Source organism: Streptomyces sp. NBC_01092 (genome assembly GCF_045039535.1).
In the GTDB taxonomy this organism is placed as follows: Bacteria; Actinomycetota; Actinomycetes; order Streptomycetales; family Streptomycetaceae; genus Streptomyces.
In genome coordinates this window covers 11,002,509-11,019,886 of sequence record NZ_CP108659.1, presented here as the reverse complement: position 1 = coordinate 11,019,886, position 17,378 = coordinate 11,002,509, and the positions used below count along the sequence as shown (strand labels likewise).

At 67.3% G+C, this 17,378-nt stretch carries 15 protein-coding genes and 5 pseudogenes; 16 read left to right on the top strand and 4 right to left on the bottom strand.

Features of this window, described 5'->3' with window-relative positions; all coding sequences use genetic code 11:
• Nucleotides 1–10: 10 nt before the first annotated feature.
• Genes OG254_RS49120 through OG254_RS49110 form a run of 3 tightly spaced genes read left to right on the top strand, consistent with a single transcriptional unit; the run spans nucleotide 11 to nucleotide 2,924 of the window.
• Entirely contained in the window at nucleotides 11–289 is a 279-nt protein-coding gene (locus OG254_RS49120) for an acyl carrier protein (RefSeq protein WP_405594701.1), read from the top strand.
• Nucleotides 286–1,569 carry a condensation domain-containing protein gene (locus tag OG254_RS49115; RefSeq protein ID WP_405594699.1) on the top strand — a complete coding sequence of 428 codons (1,284 nt, stop codon included), beginning with the start codon at nucleotides 286–288 and terminating at the stop codon, nucleotides 1,567–1,569. Before OG254_RS49120 ends, OG254_RS49115 begins: the two co-directional genes overlap by 4 nt.
• Nucleotides 1,566–2,924: an MFS transporter gene (locus OG254_RS49110; protein ID WP_405594697.1), complete on the top strand. Its 1,359-nt coding sequence runs from the start codon at nucleotides 1,566–1,568 to the stop codon at nucleotides 2,922–2,924. The genes OG254_RS49115 and OG254_RS49110 overlap by 4 nt, the downstream gene beginning before the upstream one ends.
• A 12-nt stretch (nucleotides 2,925–2,936) precedes the next feature.
• Here the strand turns inward: OG254_RS49110 and OG254_RS49105 are convergent.
• Nucleotides 2,937–3,265: pseudogene (locus OG254_RS49105) on the bottom strand (transposase); the annotation flags it as partial.
• 58 nt (nucleotides 3,266–3,323) lie between these two features.
• On the opposite strand from OG254_RS49105, the pseudogene OG254_RS49100 reads away from it, so the two are divergent.
• The 11 genes and pseudogenes from OG254_RS49100 to OG254_RS49050 form a co-directional block, all read left to right on the top strand.
• Nucleotides 3,324–4,079: pseudogene (locus OG254_RS49100) on the top strand (transposase); the annotation flags it as partial.
• 490 nt (nucleotides 4,080–4,569) lie between these two features.
• The gene (locus tag OG254_RS49095; RefSeq protein ID WP_405594695.1) at nucleotides 4,570–4,704 is read left to right on the top strand and encodes a hypothetical protein; all 135 of its coding nucleotides are present in this window, start codon (nucleotides 4,570–4,572) and stop codon (nucleotides 4,702–4,704) included.
• A 20-nt stretch (nucleotides 4,705–4,724) separates the two neighbouring features.
• The gene (locus OG254_RS49090) at nucleotides 4,725–5,630 is read left to right on the top strand and encodes a hypothetical protein (protein ID WP_405594693.1); all 906 of its coding nucleotides are present in this window, start codon (nucleotides 4,725–4,727) and stop codon (nucleotides 5,628–5,630) included.
• 4 nt (nucleotides 5,631–5,634) lie between these two features.
• Nucleotides 5,635–5,823, top strand: a complete 189-nt coding sequence (locus OG254_RS49085; RefSeq protein ID WP_405594691.1) for a hypothetical protein — start codon at nucleotides 5,635–5,637, stop codon at nucleotides 5,821–5,823.
• 735 nt (nucleotides 5,824–6,558) lie between these two features.
• The gene (locus tag OG254_RS49080) at nucleotides 6,559–7,221 is read left to right on the top strand and encodes a hypothetical protein (RefSeq protein WP_405594689.1); all 663 of its coding nucleotides are present in this window, start codon (nucleotides 6,559–6,561) and stop codon (nucleotides 7,219–7,221) included.
• A 48-nt stretch (nucleotides 7,222–7,269) separates the two neighbouring features.
• Nucleotides 7,270–7,506, top strand: coding sequence for a hypothetical protein (locus tag OG254_RS49075; RefSeq protein ID WP_405594687.1), 237 nt, complete (start codon nucleotides 7,270–7,272; stop codon nucleotides 7,504–7,506).
• A 199-nt stretch (nucleotides 7,507–7,705) separates the two neighbouring features.
• Complete coding sequence (locus OG254_RS49070) at nucleotides 7,706–8,041, top strand: hypothetical protein (RefSeq protein WP_405594685.1); 336 nt, start codon at nucleotides 7,706–7,708, stop codon at nucleotides 8,039–8,041.
• A gap of 277 nt (nucleotides 8,042–8,318) precedes the next feature.
• The gene (locus OG254_RS49065; protein WP_405594682.1) at nucleotides 8,319–8,519 is read left to right on the top strand and encodes a hypothetical protein; all 201 of its coding nucleotides are present in this window, start codon (nucleotides 8,319–8,321) and stop codon (nucleotides 8,517–8,519) included.
• A gap of 397 nt (nucleotides 8,520–8,916) precedes the next feature.
• Nucleotides 8,917–9,333 (top strand): hypothetical protein, encoded by a 417-nt coding sequence (locus OG254_RS49060; protein ID WP_405594680.1) that lies wholly within the window; start codon nucleotides 8,917–8,919, stop codon nucleotides 9,331–9,333.
• A 1,246-nt stretch (nucleotides 9,334–10,579) separates the two neighbouring features.
• The gene (locus OG254_RS49055; RefSeq protein ID WP_405594678.1) at nucleotides 10,580–10,792 is read left to right on the top strand and encodes a hypothetical protein; all 213 of its coding nucleotides are present in this window, start codon (nucleotides 10,580–10,582) and stop codon (nucleotides 10,790–10,792) included.
• Between the two features lie 265 nt (nucleotides 10,793–11,057).
• Complete coding sequence (locus tag OG254_RS49050) at nucleotides 11,058–11,402, top strand: hypothetical protein (RefSeq protein ID WP_405594676.1); 345 nt, start codon at nucleotides 11,058–11,060, stop codon at nucleotides 11,400–11,402.
• Here OG254_RS49050 and OG254_RS49045 read toward each other — a convergent pair.
• The 3 genes and pseudogenes from OG254_RS49045 to OG254_RS49035 form a co-directional block, all read right to left on the bottom strand.
• On the bottom strand, nucleotides 11,399–12,520 hold the full coding sequence (locus OG254_RS49045) for an SNF2-related protein (protein ID WP_405594674.1): 1,122 nt from the start codon (nucleotides 12,518–12,520) through the stop codon (nucleotides 11,399–11,401). The two genes, OG254_RS49050 and OG254_RS49045, sit on opposite strands and share 4 nt — an antisense overlap.
• A gap of 213 nt (nucleotides 12,521–12,733) precedes the next feature.
• Nucleotides 12,734–13,536: pseudogene (locus OG254_RS49040) on the bottom strand (transposase family protein).
• A gap of 93 nt (nucleotides 13,537–13,629) precedes the next feature.
• Nucleotides 13,630–14,321: pseudogene (locus OG254_RS49035) on the bottom strand (transposase family protein).
• Between the two features lie 205 nt (nucleotides 14,322–14,526).
• Here OG254_RS49035 and OG254_RS49030 point away from each other — a divergent pair.
• Together OG254_RS49030 and OG254_RS49025 are read left to right on the top strand one after the other, a co-directional pair.
• Nucleotides 14,527–15,728, top strand: a pseudogene (locus tag OG254_RS49030) (IS110 family transposase).
• Between the two features lie 428 nt (nucleotides 15,729–16,156).
• The gene (locus OG254_RS49025; protein WP_405594672.1) at nucleotides 16,157–17,299 is read left to right on the top strand and encodes an ABC transporter substrate-binding protein; all 1,143 of its coding nucleotides are present in this window, start codon (nucleotides 16,157–16,159) and stop codon (nucleotides 17,297–17,299) included.
• Nucleotides 17,300–17,378 lie beyond the last annotated feature (79 nt).

Here is a 17,378-nt window from a genome sequence, read left to right as displayed (position 1 = left end):
GGAAATAGCTATGAGCACAGTCGGGGACACCCCCCAGGCCGAAACCGTGAGCAACTGGCTGACCGGAGCAATCGCCGAGTACGCCAGTCTGCCCCCAGAGAAGGTCGACCCGGATGTGCCGATCAGTGACTACGGACTCGACTCCGTGTCCGTCATCGCCATGGTCACCCAGATCGAGGATGCCTTCCACGTGGTGCCGGACGTCACGGCGCTCTGGGACCACCCCACCATCCGCGAACTGGCCGCGTACCTAGCTGAGTTGATCGAGACGGAGAGGTCACAACGATGACCGGCCCGGCAACCGGGCCCCGCGCCGCGGCACTGCCGCTGCTCGCGGCGCAACGCCCGATGTGGGACACCCGCCGGTGTGACCCCAGCGACCCGAAGGACAACTGCGGAGCCTTCTTCCGCCTGACCGACGGCATCGACGGCGACGCGCTCCAAGCGGCCGTGTCCGCCGCGTACGCGGAGACCGAAGCCCTGCGGGTCACGGTCCGGACACATGCTGGCGAGCCACGGCAGGTCATCCTTCCCGCGGCGCCCGTACCGTGGACCGCGCTCGAACTCCCTGACGACGACACAGCCGTCGCGTACATGAACACAGCACTGGGCAAAGCCTTCGACCTGAGCAACGGCACCGCCCCCTGCGCCCACACGCTCATCGAAACGCCCGACTCCACCTACTTCTTCTTCCTCTACGACCACATCACGCTGGACGCCTACGGCGCGCAGCGCTATCTGACCCGGATCGCCCAGCACTTCGACGCCATCGTCACCGGATCCACCGCGCCGCCCAGCGGCTTCGTGCCGCTGGCCCGGCTGGTCGACGAAGAGACCTCCTACCGGAACTCGCCACGGGCCGAGAAGGACATCACCTACTGGCACCATCTGCTGTCCCGCCCCATCCCCCCGGCGGGGTTCTCCCCCCATGTACAGGCGGCCTCTCCCCGGTCGGCCCGGCTCACCGTACCCCTGCCCGACGCCTGCCGTTCGGCGCTCCCCGCGCTGTCGGCCGGGACCGGCATACGCTGGCCCGCCATCCTCATCACGGCGGTCGCGTGCGAGCTAAGCCGGATCAGCACACAGCCAGAAGTCGAACTGGTGATGCTCCTGGGCAACCGGGCGACGCTCAACGCCGTCAAGACGCCCACCAACATGGCGAAGGAACTGCCGCTGCGCATCAAGATCGCCGCCGACGACACGTTCACGGACACCGCCACAAGGGTCTCCGGACAACTCGCCGCCGCTGTGGCCCATCAGCGCGTCCCCACCGACCGGCTGCCGACGTTCACCGCACGTACCTACGTGAACGTCATCGTGGGAAACCCGCCGCGCTTCACCGACCGTACTTCGGAGTTCCACGTCCTGGCTACAGGCCCCGCGTCCAACTTCCGCGCCAACTGCTCCAGCGACGTCACGCGGGTACCGTTCCTGGAATTCGAGGCCAATCCACAACTGTACCCACCCGACTCGTTCGAACGCCTGGGGACCGGCGTGACGGAACTCCTAACACGACTGGTGACCCAGCCGGACGAGCGACTGTCCCGTGTGCTCGCGGCGGTGCCGTGACACCGGCCCGTCCCCATTCGGGCAGTGGCGGTCTCGCCCCGGTCGCCGCGGCCATGGCCTGCGGATACACCGTCCAGCAGACCAACGCCCCCGTCCTTCAGCCCCTGGCGGAGCAGTTGGGCGTGGACGACCTGTGGATGGGCGTGGTCATCACCGTGTCCGGCTGTGTCATTCTCCTGTCCAACCCGTTGTGGGCCTTCGCCTCGCGCCGCTGGGGCAGCCGCGGAGTACTCCTGCTCGGACTCGTCGGCATCACCCTGAGCTCCCTTGCCTTCGCAGGGGTGGTGCGCTGGGCACCGGACTCGCCCGCGCTGGGGGCGACACTCGCCATGCTGACCCGGGGCGTCGTGTTCGGTCTGGCCGTCGCCGCCGTCGAGGTGGCCGGTCCCGCATGCCTGCTGACCGACACCACCACCTCCCCGCAGCGGCTGCGAGCCGCCGCAGTGGTCGCGGGCTCACAGGGATTCGGCTTCCTGGCCGGCCCCCTGCTGGGCGCCTCGACGAACCCCTCGGGGCTGACCGTCCTCCTCCTCGCTCCGGTGGCCCCACTGATCGTGGTGATCGTGCTGGTCGCCCGCCTAGCCCCGCAGGGACGGCCCGTCCGGCGCGCCGCCGCGGCCGGCAGCGCCCTGCCATTCATCCGCAAGGTCTGGTCTTGCCTGCTGGTCGTGGGCTCGCTGCTGCTTCTGGTCGCCTGCATCCAGGTGATCACCGGATCCCTGCTCAAAGAACGCAACGGCCTGACCACCGATCAGGCCGGTCGCATGGCTGGCTGGTTCCTCGTGGCATCGAGCGTCCCGTTCCTGCTGGCCCAGGCCGCCGCGACGGTCTGGACGCCACAGCAGACAGCGCGGATGGTCGGTGGCGGACTGCTCCTGACCGTCGTCGGCATGTTGCCGATGACGTTCGGACAGTCGTCGCCATGGCTGCTGGCCGGCTACCTCACCACCTCTGCGGGCATTGGCTTGGCACTGTCCTCCTGCTACGAGTACGTCTCGCGTGCCGACACCCGGCAGGACAGCATCCAAGCAGGCAGTGCCATCGCCGGCGCGGCGGGCGTGGCCTTTGCCATCGGTCCCCTTATGGCCGTCACCCTGTACGCGGCCGACTCCACCGCGCCCTTCCTGGCCGCGACTGCCCTTCTCTTGCTCAGCGGAGCCTGCCTGCTTCTTTACCGTCCGGTCACCGGCCGCCATCGCCGGCCGGTCAGGACAAACCCGTGGGAAGCGGCACCCGGCCCAGCTGCGACACGGTGGGACGACAGCCCCGCCTCGCACCCCGGCTCCCTGCCGGGGACAGCCCGCCGCGTCCCTAACTGTCGGAACTCCGAGCGGACGAAGCCAGGGACGCCCTAGCTTGTTCTTCCTCTACCAAGATCTTCCGGGCTTGCCGATGACCTTGAGGGGCTCGGGGCGTTTGATGGTCTTGCCGACGTCGTAGCGGGTGCCCGGTGTTCGTTCCTGGCGCCGGGTGGCCATCCGGGGCTGGCGCCTCGAGGTTTGGGAACACGGGTCGGGCAGGCGAGGTGAGCGCGGATGTTCCTGAACCCTCGGCGAACCCGGGCGGGGGTGAGCCGGTCGGGAGTGGTGGGCTTTCCCCAGGGGCGGCGGAGGTCCGCGGCGAGGGGCCGGGCAAGCCGGACCTGGGTGTGAGCGACGATCAGGATCCATGTCCAGCGGTCCGCGGCCTCGGGAGTATGAGCTGTACTGGGATTTGTGGAGTCCCTGATGCCAGGGTTACAGTCCTGGCGAAGGACCACCCAACTGGCCCTGGCCCAGGGCCCCAAGCCCTACCGGCGCGGGCGCCGGACGCTGATCCGCACCAACTCCGCGTGCGGCACCCGCGAGTTCCTGACCTGGCGCGCCAAACGCGGCCGGTGGCTGTCGTATTCGGTCGGCATGACCATCACCGACGAAATCCACCAGGCCGTACTCAAGGTGCCGCTCGCGGCATGGACCCCGGCCGTCGACCGGACGGAGAGATCCGCGACGGGGCCTGGGTCGCCGAACTCACCGGCGGCATGCTCGACAGCTGACCGAAGGGCATGCGGCTGATCGTCCGGAAGGAACGACCGCACCCCGGAGCCCAGTTGAGGATCACGGGCGCCGACGGCATGCGGATCACGTGCTTCGCCACCAACACCACCCGGCCGGCCCATCGCCGAACACGAACTCCGCCACCGCGTGCGGGCACGGGCCGAGGACCGCATCCGGGCCGCCCGCGCGACCGGCCTGCGCAACCTGCCCCTGCACGACACCCCTCAAAACAGGATCTGGCTAGAGATCGTCCAGATCGCACTCGCCCTGCTGGCCTGGATGCCGATGTTTGCGCTGAACGGCCAGGCCCGGCTCTGGGAGCCCCGCCGCCTGCGGCTCCGCATGTTCAGCCCGGCCGGCCAGCTCATCACCACCGGCCGCCGCCAGATCCTCCGCCTCGCCCGCCACTGGCCCTGGACTCATGTCGTCACCAGCGCCCTCGAACGGCTCGACCAACTACCCAGCCCAGTCTGACCAGTAGCATTCCCGGCCCTGCGAGCAGCACCGTCACGTCCGGAGCAGTGGAACCCGGCGCCCACCCGACGCGACAGTCGGGCCGCAGCCCTACCAGCAATCAACCTTGGAAAGCGAAACGTCCACCGGTTCCACCAGCAGACCGTCAGAAAGATCGAGGCTAAAGGGCAAAGTCCCTGCTGCAGCGGGCAACTAAAGGCGGCTCTGCTTGCGACGGCTTCGGTGGTTGGACAACATCCAGACCGCGGGACGACTCACCGCCTCACCATGACGCCTGTCAGACGAGAAGAGAGTAGAGCACGTTGAGACTGAATGAAGTCGGGCGAGCAGCTGTTGTCCTTGTCGCGGAGACTGCGGTCCTCGCAGGTGGGGGGTCTCTTCGTCGCCCGCTTTTCCTGCTGGACGTGCCGGACAACGACGCCAACCGGCGGACCTTGACCGGCCGAAGGACTCCAGCGGTAAGCCGGGCGGTTTCCTGCAGGTACGGGCCGTGACACTGACCGAGACCGGCACGCACGCCTCGATCGACGCGCGGGTGGGCGGCTACAACAGCGGCGAACGCGACCCAGCCATGGCGATAGCCGCATGCCCCAAGAACAACACTCCCCCGATTCCCGGACAGTAGGCACGGAGGGCGCAGAACCGATGGACACGCTGAACGGATTCCATTCCGCAGTCCTCTCCGGACGCGATACGCCAAAAGCCGTAGACATGGTGTGCGGGTGGCTTGAACAGCAACGAGCGGCACGTCCCCCGGAACAGTGGCAGCTGCTGTGCCGGGAGGTACGTGAACATCCCTTGGCCAGTGTGCTGCACACGGAGCCGTTCACCGCGCGAGGGCTGAAGAAGCCTCGCGGCTACGCCGGCGACGCAGTCACCATGGACATGATCTATGGAATGGGAGGGTCGCCTCACCCTCTCCGTAGCGAAATCCGGGCTCTGCACAGCGCCGTGATGCAGCGCCCGGCCATGCGAGGCGCCCGCTGGCGACGCCAGACCATCCGTGAGCACATCGACAACCTTGCCCGCCAGCGTCCGGGCGTACGTATCGCCTCGCTCGCGGCAGGCCACCTACGCGAAATCGAGGACAGCATCGCCGTACGCAACGGAGCGGTCGCCACCTATTGGGCCCTGGATCAGGACGAAGAATCCTTGGTCACGGTCTCCCGCGCCTACGGGAAGTATGGTGTGCAGTCGGCTCCCGAACACGTCCGCGACGTGATCGCCCGGGGAGGTCTGAAGCAGGCACCGCTCGACATGATCACCTCCACCGGTCTGTACGACTACCTGCCCGACCGCACCGCCATCCGCCTCACTCGCGCCTTGCTGGGCTCACTCGCCCCCGGCGGGCGGTTACTGGTGGCGAACGTAACGCCGCAATTCGGCGATGCCGGATACTTCGAAGCCGTCATGGACTGGACTCTGATCCACCGGGACGCACACGCCATGCTTGCGCTGCTCGGCCATCCCACACCTCCCGAACTCGACGATGTCCGGCTGTTCCAGGACCCCGACGGCGGGATCCTCTTCCTTTCCGCCTCCCGACGGTGAGGAGGTGCCCCCGCTTCTCACCACAGGCATCGGCACCGTTCTGGAGACCACCGGTGCCCGGCAGCGGGTCGAGGAAATGATCAATACCCGCCGCTGTGCCGCCCTCGCCACGCTGGACAGGGCAGACCTGCCCCCGCACGTCGCCAGGACGCTGAGGCAGATCGTGTCGATAGCCACGGAGAGGCAGTCATGAGTCCGGTGCCCCTGAGCCGAACACGACACAGGCAGAACTACGAGCGATGGGCTCATAACTTGTGACGTCGGTCAACGACGATTGCTGGGGCAGCGTGCGCCCGTCCCTCTATGAGACAGCCCGGGTGACGTCCTGGGCACCCTGGCTGGATGGAGACGAACGCCGTCTCGCGTGCCTGCTGAAGCAGCAGGCGAACGACGGGAGTTGGGGGGGAGGGCCCCGCACCGTACCGGCTACTGCCGACGCTCAGCGTCACCGAAGCCCTCCTGTCCGCGCTGGGCCAAGGCGAGGCCGGAGAGGTGTCGCGAGAGCAGCTCGCCGTGGCTGCGGACAACGGGCTCGCAGCACATTGGGACCTGTCCTCGATTGGTGGCTGGCCGGACACGGCGGCCATCGAGATACTCGTCCCGGAACTGGCGGCCCTGATCAACGAGCATCTCGACCAGCCTGCGGTCGCGGCACTGCCGCGGCTCGGCGCGTGGGCTCACGGCCAGCGCCGTCCCAGCCGCGCGGTTTCCAGGCGGCGCTACCCGACCGCGTGGCCGAGCAGTGTCGGCTGGCCGGCCGTGTGCCACCCAAGCTGCACCACACCTTCGAGGGGGTGGCCCGCCATCTGCCGCAGATGGCGGCCGCCCTGCCGGACGGGCTGCTGGGCAGCTCCCCCGCTGCCACCGCAGCCTGGCTGGCCGTCAAACCCGGCGCGGGCCGGGAGCAGACGGTCACCGCGCTGGGGGTGTGGCCGAGCGGTACGACGGTCTCTTCCCTGAAGCCACGCCCATCACCGCCTTCGAGCGGCTCTGGGTCGCCGCCGCTCTGGCCCGTCCCGGCCTGCCCTCCACCTGTGTGGCATACGTCCGCGCCTGGGTCGCAGAGGTCCAGAGATCGACTCGCAGGTCGGGCCAGCCCGCGCCGACGGACGAGGTACAGGAACTTTTCACCAAGCGCCAGACCCACAAGATCACCGGTACGGGGCAGACCGCGCAGCGTTGGTGCCACGACCTCGAGCGCGGCGAAGGGTACGTGTGGGCACCAGTGCGGGCCGCGGACACCCTGAGCGGCCCGGAACATCGCCTTTCCCTCGTCATGCGCTACACCGTCGTCATCAAGGGCCACCGGCCCACGCTCGGCGAGCTTGCCCAACTGCTGCGCCATCACGGTGGCAGGTCGGCCGGAGAGCCCCTGGCCGAGGCCTCCGTGGCCCGCCTCTTGGACCGGCTGGAAGCGCTCGGCTGGATCAGCCAGGACAAGCGGGCCGACTACCGCGGCCGCTACCTCATCACCGTCCACGACGACCCCGTCCACCCCGCCGAGGAGCCCGAACTGACCCCTGATCCTGATGACGGATCGGGTCCCGATCTTGATGACGGATCCCCTGCGTACAAGGAGATCAAGAACTGAACGACCCGAGGAACACGCCCAGGCGTGGGACTTTCCGACGTAGGCGAGATGACCGTAAGTGGGTCGCCCCACCTGTGGATACCGCGAGTAACAGCGTGCAGGTTCCTCCGCCGCTTCGCGGCCCTGTGCGCCCTGCTGCGCCCCACGCGTACGCCGGAGCTGGCCCTCAGCCCGCGCGTCTGGGCCGTCCTGGACCGCACCGGGGTCATCCACGACCGCGGCCGCTGGCAGCTCGGCGCCGTCCTGCCCGTGCGCTCCATATGCCGCCGCCCCGAATGCCCCTGAGGATTCCTCTCCCACACCGGCCAACCCTGCAAAACCTGCGCCGAACTCGCCCCACGCCAACCACACCAGCCGCGGCCACCCCCGCATACCAGCGCCCAGCCCTACACCTACCGCGCCTGCAACGGGAGACCACCCCACTGCCCCTCCAACGCTGCTCCGCCTACCGACCCACCGCCTGACCCGAGAGGAGACCGGCCCCATGCCGACCATCCCGCATTCCACCCAAGGCGTCACCCCCTGCACCCGCTGCGGCGCCCGCATCCGCTGGGCTACCGGCCTCAAAGGCCAGCGCATCCCCCTCGACGCCCTGCCCTCACCCGCCGGCGGATTCGCCGCCCACACCAACGGGCTCGGCGGCCTGGTCGTCCGCCGGCTCGACGCCGACCGGCCCGAGCAAGAACTCCTGGAATGGAAAGCCGTCGCGCACCGGGACTCCTGCACCGGCATCAGCCAGCAGCGCCGGCGGCCCGGCCGACGCAGGCCGAAGATCCAGCCCCCACTGTGGAACCCCCAGCCACACCGAGGCAGCCGATGAGCATCCAGCACACCCTTGCCGCCCTCAACTACATCCTGCTGGCCGCCGCCTTCGTCTTGCTCGTCATCTTGTTCTCCACCACACACCTGGTCGCCCTCAGGGTCCACCACTGCCTCCGCCGCGACAACGGCCGTCCGCAACGGCGCCGCCACCCACCTACAAACCTGGCTCGAAGCCGTCCACCACGTTGACCACGCCTGCTGCGAGGGCTGATGGCCCTCCCTCGCTGGACACCACGACCCCACCTGCCCCAACCACCCCCTCACCGGAGCCCCCGATGACTTTCCACTACACCGACCCCGACGACGATCACCTCCGCGTCGAACCGCTTCGCACCGAGGACGGCCCGCACATCGCACTGCGAATCCCCTGCAACCACAACGACGTCGCCGCAGTCCGCGTCCCCGTAGACCGCGTTGAGGAACTCATCGCCGGCCTGCGTGACACCGCCCTCGATGCAGCCAAGAAACGGCCATGACCCACTCGACACATGGACCCACCACGCACCTGGAACGCACCGAGTACCTGTACGAACTGTGAGACGCCAACTGGGACGACGACCCCCTGGGCATATACCAGATCCGCCAGCACCGATCGCGAAGAAGACCGCCAAGCGGATCTACTTCACGCTCCCGCACGGCCGCTCCGGATTCAGCCACCGCACCCACCAGCTCGGCCTGCCCTGCTGGCGCTGGCACACCTGGGACGGCTACTGCACCCGCCACAACACCTCGTGCTGGAACAGTCTGCACCCACAAGCCCACCTGACCCCCTCACGCACACGGGCGCGCAGTGCAGGCCCGCGCGTACGCGCGAGGAACTACCCCTACCCGCCCGTAAGAACGGCCGGTGACCACCGGCCGGAAAGAACGATCATGGCTGAGCTGCCCACCGAGGACCTCCACAAGACCCGCGACCAGCTGCGCAGGGAGATCCGCGAGGCCCGCGGCGCCCTCAAGGACCTCCGCTACGAGGTCAAGGCCGCCCGCGACCTCGTCGAGGCCACCCGCCAGCTGGCCGCCGAGCTGGCCGAGACGCAGGTACGCGACATCCTCCACGCCGAGGTCACCCGCCAATTGACCGCCCTCGGCGAAGTGACCGAGCAGCAGATGAGCAAGTCGACCACGAAGGTCATCGCCGAGTTCGACAAGCTCCACGCCCTCCTCCTCGGCCACGACAAGGTCGCCGACGGCCGCGAGGAACACTCCATCCCCGACCTCCTCCAAGACCCGGCCGCCCTGGCCCGAGCACGCCGGGCAGCACACCGCAACACCGGGGCTGGGCGTGGCTAGCTGCGCCATCTGCCCCCGAACCGCCGACGACGGGCAGCATGCCTGCCCGCTCCACGCCGCCGAGCTGCACGCAGGGCTCGCCGAACCACCGCACCAAGCCCGCCTGCTGGACGAATTCGTCGCAACCTCCTCACGCCCCGCGCACGGCCGCCTCGGCGCTACCGGCCGTGCCCACGCACCCGTCCCGGTCGACGTGCGCGTCCTGGCCCCGCCTCGACCCTTGCCACGCCGATCAGGGCACAGCAGACGAGCAGCCGGACACCATCCCGATCCGCGCATGGCTCGACGCCTGGGCCGGATTCATCGCATACAGCCACCCCCGCCGTCTACCGCGACCCCTACGGCACCGAGTACGCCCGCCCCTGCGAGCAAGCCGTGCCCACCCAGGGAGCCACCATCACCGGTTGGTGCCCCTGGCTGACCGCCTACCTGCCCCCCCGCCCTCACACACCCTTGGGTCGCCGACTTCCACCGCCAGCTCGGCGGCCTCATCCACGCCGTACCCCGCCGCCACTACTACGCCGCGCCCTGCCCTCCTGCGAGGCCTTCGGGCTGGCCTCCGTCGCCGGCCAGGACCGCATCACCTGTGCCGTCTGCAGCCACCACCTCAGCCGCACTGACTACGACCCGCACGCCGTACGCGTCCTCCACGTCCACCGGGACGCCGCGACCGACGCGGCCTGAACGGGCGACGGGCCCTGTGCCACACTGAGTTCGCCGCTCACACCCGACACGGTCTGGCTTCACACCGGCCCGCCACACGTGGCCGGTGTGGCGGGCCGCGGCGTTCCTGCTGGACAAGGTCCCTCATGTAGCACAACAGTCTTGCCGACATCACACGTATGCTCAGCTGAGGAATCCACCGGGATCCGCACTCATGCTCTCGCGCCTACGCGTGCACCACCGGTCCGACCGAGCAAGGCGCCGTCGTCCCGTATGCCGGTGCGGACGACTGCACCCAGGCCCACGCCGACCGTAGATCGGGACACAGGTCGGAGGTGACGCCCACATGCCCGACGGCTCTACACCGCCCCCGCGGCCGCCGTCACGGCTCCCACCATCTGCTCCTGGGTCCACCGCGGCCACCTTGAAGCCAAAAGCCTCGACGGCCAGGGCCACCCCGTATACGCCCGCGCCCTCCTCGTCGGCATCGGTACCCACTGACCTCGCTACCCGACGACCAACGACTGCCGCAGTAGGAGCAGCCCCGCGTGCGGCGCAACCGGCTACGGGAGAAGCTGAGCCCATGCCCACACCACGCGTCATCGTCGACGCGCCCAGCAAAGCAGGCGGCCGACGCGTGCGCATCGACGGTGACGTCCTCGGCACCGCCTACTCCCTGCACGACCTCACCGTGTTCCTCCAGCACGCTGGCCTCGAAGGTTGGGACGATCTCGACGCCGCCGGTGCGGACCTGATCGAATGGCGCGGCGGCGGACCAGACACCTGGACACACTGACCCCCAAGGCCACGATGCCCGCAGTCAAACAGGCAAACCTGGCCCACGTCCTACGCACCCTCGCCTCCCCTGCGTCACGATTGCGTCACCGCACCAACACACAGGGTGCACGCCTCCCATGATGGCCCCTCAGCCACGACACACCCTGGGGGAACATGCGCACCTGTACAGCCTCTGCCCGGCGACGAGACCCAGGAAGTCTTCCCGCGGGCGCCCCAGCGGCCGGACAGCGGGACCACGTCGCAGAACAGCCACCCCCCACGCGATGGTGCCTCCCGGCACGCACATCATCCTTGGGGGACCCCATGAGCCACCAGCCCTACGAGCAACAGCCCGCGACGGCCGGGCGGCAAGACTGGACCACAACGCCCGTCGCATCTCCAGCGCCACTCTGTGGGACCTCCACTACGCGCAGGGCCGCCGTAAAGAAGTCTGCAACCTGCTGCTGGCTAACGACCTCGACCCGCTCTCCGTGCTCGCCACACACGACGTCACCATCGAGGACTCCGACAGCGGCGGCCAGCAGATCCGCTGCCACATCATCGAAAACGGCGCCGTCGCGGAGGAGGAGCGGATCATGCCGCTGGTGGTGCCGCCGCCCCCGAGCTAGTGTCGGCTCAGGCAACGTTCGCCCTGTCGTGACGCATCGCCCGGTTTGCTGCGCCGGGGGCACCGGACGGCCAGAATGATCACGTGGCTGAACGTGTGCAGGTCCGAGAGATTGATGACGACGAGGGCAGGCGGTTTGTGGTTGTGCGCGGTGCGCCCCTTGAACAGCCGGGTCGTGCCGTCGTAGTCGACTAAGTCCTCTTTCATCCGCCGCAGGAAGTGGATGGGGCCGGGACGCAGTGCACTGAGCTCGATGTTGGGGTCGTTGCCCGGATCCGGGTAGATCTCTGGGTCGACCAGATGCAGCAGGTGTCGGAAGAGCCACTCCTTGCCCCGGTGCGGCGTTGCCGTCATCAGCAGGGTCCGCGGGGTGTTCTTGGCCAGCAGCCGTCCGACCTGGTGGTATCCGGCGGCAGTCGGAGTCAGTCGGTGCGCCTCGTCGAAGACGACCAGATCCCAGCCGGCCTTGTCCGGCCGAATGGCGTCCTGCACGGCGGGATTCACGGCTGCTAACTCCAGCGACACCACCCACAGGTCGTTGGAGTTCAGAGCGTCCTCACGCACCGTGGCCGAGGTCAACTGACGCAGCCCGCCGCCCAGCAACCGCTGGAAGTCGTCCACCCACTTGGTGGCCAGGTTCGCCGGGCACACGATAATCGCCCGCTTGATCAGGCCGAGCCTCTGCATCTCACGCAGGTATAAGCCAGCCATGATCGTTTTGCCGGTACCTGGCTCGTCACAGAGGAGGAAACGCAACAGGGGCTGAGGGAGCATCGCTCCGTAGACGGCCGTGGTCTGGTGCGCGTACGGCTTCAGTGGCGTGGCGGCCATAGCGCTGGACTCGGCGTTGGTCGCCGCGGCATTCATCCACTGGGTCCACATCGCGGCCAGCACACGAGCCGAGTCAGCCTGCCCGTCGCTGACGAGAGGTCGCACGGTCTCGGTGTCTCCGGCTGCCAGATTCACTTCATGACGACGGTCTTCGTCGTCGACCAGGATGAGATCCCATGCCCCCGACTGGTCTCCGGCCAGGGCGAATCTGACTGTGGCGAACTCTGGTACGCCAGCAGCCTGGACCCTTACTCTCTGGCCGCGCTCAAACGTGCCTTGATGCTGCATGCTTATGCGTCAGCCGCAAGGCTCTCCGGAATCCAGTCGTTGAGACTGGCCAGAAGCCAACCCGCTGGATGTGGACAAGCCATGTCCCAATCCCTCCCCTCGGCCAGCCGCGGTCCCCCAACCTCAGACTGGCTAACGGAGAGTCAAATTACTGTAACCACTTGCTACTTCCAACACGAGGAACACGAAGAGGGAGGTGTAAGTGAACTTCTTTCATCCTGAATAGGCGCAGGTTAACAGTGTGTGGATGGCTTGGAGGATGGTGCTGATGCGGCGGGTGGAGCACCTGGCTCGCCGTAGCTGTCGCCGGGACTTCGGCTGGGCGAAGGCGTGTTCGTCGGGAGTTCGCAGTCGTGCGTGGTCGCGGTTGAACTGCTGGTAGTGGAGCGGCTGGATGCTGTGGTGGTAGGGGGTGCGGACGGTGGCGCCGGCGCCCTGGTAGGCGCGATCCGTGAGCACGGGGATCTGCCGGGTCAGGCACGCCTGGATGATGCCGTGGGCTCGTGCTGCGGTCAGGTCGTGGGTGCGTCCCGGTGTCGCACGCGAGAACCAGAGCGGAGTTCCGTCCGGCCGTGCGATGACCTGGACGTTCATGCCGTGTTTCCTGTGCTTCTGGGAGTAGTACGGCTCATCGGTCTTGATGCGGTCAGTGGGAATGAGGGTGCCGTCGACGATGACGAAGTCGCCTTCGCCCAAGCCGGCGAGGGCTTCGTGCAGGCCGGGCGCCCAGGAGGCGAGTATGTCGATGGTCTCGTCGACGTAGTGCCAGGCGGTTGCCTCGGACACCCCGAATCCGGCGCCGACCTGCCGATACGTCTCGTTCTTGCGTAGATGGGCCAGGGCGGGCAGGGCCTGCCTGAAGCAACTCAACTTCCGCCAGGGTGAGCGCAGTTCACGCCTTCGGGCGTAGATGAGCCAGGAGACATGCTCGACAAGCTCGTACGGGACGTCGAGCATGGAAGGATACGGAACCAACAGGGCCCCCCGGTCGCCGGTGTGATGAGTGAGATCACCACGCCAACGACCAGGGGCCCGGCCTCGTCACCACCCCGCCCGACCTGCCCATTTCACCCTCCCGCCCCAGGATGCAAGACGCTCACTGAGCTTCTTCAGCGTTGCCGCTCCAGGGTGAGAACGGCTTTGGCGATTGACGTCATGCGGTTCGGGCTGCATCGGGATCTGCGGAAGATCTGCCAGGACTTCAGGCGTGCGACGCCGCGCTCGACCGGTGCGCGTGCCACGGCCAGGGCCCGGTTGACGGTCTTCTCGGTGAGGACGAGTTCCTGCAGACGCTTGCGTTTGATGCCGGTACTCGCCCAGGGGCCGCCGCTTTGGTAGGCGAGATCGGCCAGGATGGGGACGCCCTGGCGCTCGCAGATGTGGATGATCCGGTGGGTGCGAGCAGCGGTCAGGTCGTGCGCTCGGCCGGGCAGCGCGGGTGAGAGCCACAGCAGCCGGCCGCCCGGATCGGTGACCACCTGCACGTTCACCCCGTGCCGGCGGTGCTTGTGGGAGTAGTCAGCCCGTCCGTCGCCGACCCGGTCGCACTCGGCGAGCGTGCCGTCCAGCAGGACGAAGTCCGCGTCGGCCTCGCGCAGGACCTTCAGCAGACCCGGCGCACGTTCGGCGAGCAGATGGATGACCGTGCTGGTGTAGGCGTGGGCGATGGACTCGCTGATCCCGAACCCGGCAGCGATCTTCGCAGGGTGGTGTGTTCGCGCAGGTACACCAGTGCCACCATCGCGCGCTGAGACGGACGGAGTTTGCAGCGCCTGTCCCCCTCACGGGTGACGATGAGCATGGTGAGCCCTTAAGAATGCTGGTGGTCCGGGAGGACTGGGTGTGGCTGATGGTGACCTGCCATTGATGGCTCTGAGTGAGTGGCCGCCCGGTCCTCCGGGACGCTCCGGCTGCTGATTGAGAACTGCGGTCATCGCTGGTTAGGGGCTTGGCGACGGAGTGTTCCCGGACCCAGAGAGTGCTGGTGCCCGAGGAACGGAGCGACGGTGGCGGAAGGTCACGAGCAGGTCTGGGTCGGCATCGACGCCGGCAAGGCCCATCACTGGGCGGTCGGAGTCAACGCCAGCGGAGAGAAGGTGTTCTCGAGGAAGGTCGTCAACGGTGAGGACGAGATCCTGGCCCTGATGGTGGCAGCGTGCGAGATGGCCGACGAGGTGCGGTGGGCGGTGGACATCTGCGGCCGGGCCTCGACCCTGCTGCTTGCACTGCTGATCGCCAACGGCCAAAGCGTGGTCTATGTGCCTGGACGCACGGTCAACCGAATGTCCGGGGCCTACCGCGGCGAAGGGAAGACCGACGCGAAGGACGCCCTGGTCATCGCCGACACCGCGCGTATGCGCCGGGACTTCACACCCCTGAGCCTCCCGGACGAGACCGCGGCCAATCTCCAGCTGCTCACCGCCCACCGAGCCGACCTGATCGCCGACCGGGTACGACTGATCAACCGCCTGCGCGATGCCCTGGTGGGCATCTGCCCTGCTCTGGAGCGGGCCTTCGACTACTCAGCAGCCAAGGGACCGGTCGTCCTGCTGACCGAGTACCAGACCCCGGCCGCCCTGCGACGGACCGGCGCCAAGCAGCTCGAGGACTGGCTGGCACGGCGCGCGGTCCGCAAGGCAGCCGAGGTCGCCGCCCGCGCGCTCGAGGCAGCCCACTCCCAGGTGACTGCCCTGCCGGGCGAAAAGCGGGCCGCCAAACTCGTGTGCGACCTCGCCCATCAGCTTCTCGCTCTCGACGAGTGGATCAAAGACACCGACCGGGAGATCCGCGAGTCCTCCACCTCGACGAGCGCGCCGAAATCATCGAATCCCTGCCAGGTATGGGCCCCACCCTCGGGGCCGAGTTCCTCGCCATCGTCGGAGACCTGTCCAACTACGCAGACGCCAGCCGCCTGGCCGCCCACGCCGGACTGGCCCCGGTGTCGCGCGACTCCGGCCGCCGGACCGGTAACCACCACCGGCCCAAGCGCTACCACCGCCGCCTCCGACACGTCTTCTACATGGCTGCTCAAACCGCCATGATGCGCCCGGGGCCCTCCCGGGATTACTACCTCAAGAAACGCGCCGAAGGACTGATCCATGTGCAGGCACTGCTCGCCCTCGCACGCCGCCGAGTCGACGTCTTATGGGCCATGCTTCGTGACAAGAGGCCCTTCACCTCCGCCCCACCGGCCCCCCAATCGGCTTGACACCATCATTGAGACTCACTCCACGAGGGCATGGGGCAGATCGAGTGCGGCAGGATAGATGACCAACAGGGCCCCGAGCAGCGTGGTTGAGACGTCAGACATCTCGATCAACAGCCCGGGGGCCTCGCTCGCTGCGCTTCGCGGCCCGTCACCTGATCGGAGGCCAGCTCGAAGAGGCTCACTGATGCGGCAGGCCCCCGGCCGAGCGCCATCTGGGTCATCTTTCTGAAGGGGTGAAGGGCGCTTTAGGTGGTTGGGGATGACTACATGGTTCCCAGATGTCCCTCACGAATGAGGTGCTCATGCGTATTAGACGCTCAGCCTCGTGGATGCTTGCACTTGGCCTTCTGCTCACTGCATGCTCAGATCGCAGTGACACTTCGGGCACCGCATCCCCATCGGTAGACCTGAAGGCCACAGACACGGGGGTGACTGCGACGGAGTTGCGTCTTGCCGTTATCGCTGATGTCAACACTGCGGTCCGGCCTGGCCTTTTTCAGTCCGCCGTAGATGGTGTACGCGCCTGGGCGTCACGTGTCAACGCAAATGGCGGGCTGGCAGGCCGCAAGGTCGTCGTGAAATTCTACGATTCCCAACTCAACGCGGATCAGTGGCGCAACAGCGTTCTTCAGGCCTGTAAAAATGACTTCGCCATGGTGGGTACGACTGCCGTTATTGACAGTGACGTGACCGAAATGGTCGACTGCGGGATCCCGGACCTTGCGCAACTCACGCCGAGCGACCGCCACGGTGCGGCACCGAACACGTTTTCGGTCCTCATTCGTCAACCTCAGCGTGAAGTGCTGGGACCCGAGAAGTGGTACCTCGACAGGTTCAAGAGTGAGGGGTGCTGCCACGGCGTTTGGCTCCACCCCGCCGATACACCGACGGCCCTCTCGCAGGCCGAGAACTTCGCCCGAGGGCAACTGCAGATCGGGTTCACCGAGGCACGCTCTTTCACTGTATCCGCCCTGGCGACGGATTTCACGCCCTTCGCCTTGGCGATCAAAAACAGTGACGCCACCTATGTTCGAGTGGGCAGCGACTACAACCAGACGATCGCGCTACGTCGTGCAGCGAAGGTTCAGGGCGTTGACTCCGTGAAAGTCTGGGACTGCTCACTTCAGTGCTACAATCCAGACTTTATCCGAACGGGCGGCGCTGACGTTGAAGGGCAGTATGTCTACAATTTCTTCGAACCCTTCGAGGAGGTCAACAAATATCCAGGACTGAAGAAGTACGTCGACGCCATGAAGAAGTACGCCCCACGCTCCCCGATCAATGGGTTGAGTCAGGGATCTTGGATCAGCGGTCTGATGTTCGGGCAAGCCGTGGAGAAGGTGGTGGCGGCGAAGGGGCCCAACGGGCTCACCCGAGCCAACCTTTTGACAGCGCTGCGCGAGACTCGCGACTTCACTGCCGACGGTATGACCGGACCGATCGACATTGGCAACAAGGCGACGATCTCATGCTTCATGGTTATGCAGGTACGTAAGGGCAAGTTCGTGCGCGTCTATCCGGACAAGGGGCTGGATTGCAACCCGGCCAATGTGGTAACGGTGAAGCCCTGAGGGGTACGGCGGGCACGTCGTACGGCGGCCCTGGCCAACTGCCGCCCCTGCACCTGTGCGTCCCGGAGCAAGCCACTCG

Coding starts and splice junctions, on each gene's coding strand:
- OG254_RS49090 (WP_405594693.1), top strand. CDS start 4,725: ATGGACACGCTGAACGGATTCCATTCCGCAGTCCTCTCCGGACGCGAT.
- OG254_RS49045 (WP_405594674.1), bottom strand. CDS start 12,520: ATGCAGCATCAAGGCACGTTTGAGCGCGGCCAGAGAGTAAGGGTCCAG.
- OG254_RS49065 (WP_405594682.1), top strand. CDS start 8,319: ATGACTTTCCACTACACCGACCCCGACGACGATCACCTCCGCGTCGAA.
- OG254_RS49075 (WP_405594687.1), top strand. CDS start 7,270: ATGACCGTAAGTGGGTCGCCCCACCTGTGGATACCGCGAGTAACAGCG.
- OG254_RS49050 (WP_405594676.1), top strand. CDS start 11,058: ATGGTGCCTCCCGGCACGCACATCATCCTTGGGGGACCCCATGAGCCA.
- OG254_RS49120 (WP_405594701.1), top strand. CDS start 11: ATGAGCACAGTCGGGGACACCCCCCAGGCCGAAACCGTGAGCAACTGG.
- OG254_RS49115 (WP_405594699.1), top strand. CDS start 286: ATGACCGGCCCGGCAACCGGGCCCCGCGCCGCGGCACTGCCGCTGCTC.
- OG254_RS49070 (WP_405594685.1), top strand. CDS start 7,706: ATGCCGACCATCCCGCATTCCACCCAAGGCGTCACCCCCTGCACCCGC.
- OG254_RS49055 (WP_405594678.1), top strand. CDS start 10,580: ATGCCCACACCACGCGTCATCGTCGACGCGCCCAGCAAAGCAGGCGGC.
- OG254_RS49060 (WP_405594680.1), top strand. CDS start 8,917: ATGGCTGAGCTGCCCACCGAGGACCTCCACAAGACCCGCGACCAGCTG.